The sequence below is a fragment of the Streptomyces carpinensis genome (genome assembly GCF_002154505.1).
GTDB classification, from domain to species: Bacteria; Actinomycetota; Actinomycetes; order Streptomycetales; family Streptomycetaceae; genus Streptomyces; species Streptomyces carpinensis.
This window is the reverse complement of the sequence record NZ_MUBM01000729.1, coordinates 1-1833: the sequence shown is the minus strand read 5'-3', so window position 1 is coordinate 1833 and position 1833 is coordinate 1. Positions and strand designations below refer to the sequence as shown.

The window sequence follows — 1833 nt, the reverse complement described above, 5'->3', positions numbered from 1 at the left end:
CGGCGCCCGCCGACGGAACGTTCCGTCGGCGGGCGCCGTCCATCCACGGATACCCTTGACAGGTGACCGACGCCCGAGAAACCGCAGCAGACAGCCCACTGCGAACCACCGGAGGCGCCCCTCCGGACGACGGCGGATCTTCTGACACGGGGGCGCCGATCCCGTTGCTGGAGCCGCGCGAGGGCATTCCGCCCGTGATCGCCGACGCCGACGCGCTCGCCGAGGTGATCACCGCGTTCGCCGCCGGCTCCGGCCCCGTCGCCGTCGACGCCGAGCGAGCCTCCGGCTACCGCTACGGCCAGCGCGCCTATCTGGTGCAGCTGCGCCGCGAGGGCTCCGGGACCGCTCTGATCGACCCCATCGCCTGCCCGGACCTGTCCGGCCTCGGCGAGGCGCTGTCCGGCGTCGAGTGGGTACTGCACGCCGCCACCCAGGACCTGCCGTGCCTGCGCGAGATAGGCATGGTGCCCAGCCGCCTGTTCGACACCGAGCTGGCCGGCCGGCTGGCCGGGTTCCCGCGGGTGGGGCTCGGCGCGATGGTGGAGAACGTGCTCGGCTTCGTGCTGGAGAAGGGCCACTCCGCCGTCGACTGGTCGACCCGGCCGCTGCCCGAGCCGTGGCTGCGCTATGCCGCTCTCGACGTGGAACTGCTCGTCGACCTGCGCGACGCGCTGGAGAAGGAGCTGGACCGGCAGGGCAAGCTGGAGTGGGCCCTGCAGGAGTTCGACGCCATCGCCTCGGCACCGCCGGCCGAGCCCCGCAAGGACCCCTGGAGGCGCACGTCCGGGATGCACCGGGTGCGGCGCAGGCGGCAGCTGGCCGTCGTACGGGAGCTGTGGCAGACCCGGGACCGGGTGGCCCAGCGGCGGGACGTCTCGCCGGGCAAGGTGCTGTCGGACGTGGCCATCGTCGAGGCCGCGCTCGCGCTGCCGTCCAACGTGCACGCGCTCGCCGCGCTGAACGGCTTCGGCCACCGGATGGGCCGACGGCAGCTGGAGCAGTGGCAGACCGCGGTGGAACGGGCCAAGGCCCTCCCCGAGTCCCAGCTGCCGCAGCCCGGGCAGCCGGTCACCGGACCGCCGCCGCCGCGCGCGTGGGCCGACAAGGACCCCGTCGCCGCGGCTCGCCTCACGGCGGCCCGCGCGGCCGTCTCCGCGCTGGCCGAGCAGCTGAACATGCCGCAGGAGAACCTCGTCGCACCGGACACGGTGCGGCGGCTGTGCTGGGAGCCGCCGAAGGGCGCCGACGACGAGTCGGTGGCCGCCGCACTGGCCAAGTACGGCGCGCGCCCGTGGCAGATCGAGCAGGTCACGCCCGTACTGGTGAAGGCCCTGTCGACGAACGGCACGGGTGCCTAGGGTTCCTCGTGTTCGGCGGGGTCGCGGCCCTCGGGTGCCTGCGCCAGACGGACCGCCCCGCCCACGCGACCACCCGCACAGGCGAATCTCCCAGGCCACAGGATGCCCGCGGTGTGGGGGTTGCCCACGCCGCCCGCGGCCGTACGGGTCGCCTGCGCCGCCCGCACCGTGCGGGTTGCCCGCGTCAGGCGTATCGCCCCGGCCAAGCGGTCGCCCGCGTTGCGTGGTTCTCCGAGGCCACCGGGCTGCCCGCCCCACTCGGACTGACCAGGCCCCGCGAGAACCCGCGCCACGCGGACTGCCCAGGCCACCCGGACAGCCCACGCCGGGCGGGTCGCGGAGCGCACGCGGTCGCCCGTGCCACGTGGACTGCTCAGGTGAGGCCATCGCCCCCGCCAAGCGGATCGCACAGGTCACACCGCCGGCCCACGCCACGCGGATCACCTCGCCACAGGACTGCCCACGCCAGGCGGAC

1 protein-coding gene is annotated in these 1833 nt (G+C 74.9%); it reads left to right on the top strand.

Annotated features, from left to right (window positions below; translation table 11 throughout):
• Positions 1–62 precede the first annotated feature (62 nt).
• Positions 63–1358 carry a ribonuclease D gene (locus BZY54_RS48365; protein WP_086731573.1) on the top strand — a complete coding sequence of 432 codons (1296 nt, stop codon included), beginning with the start codon at positions 63–65 and terminating at the stop codon, positions 1356–1358.
• The last annotated feature ends 475 nt before the right edge of the window (positions 1359–1833 follow it).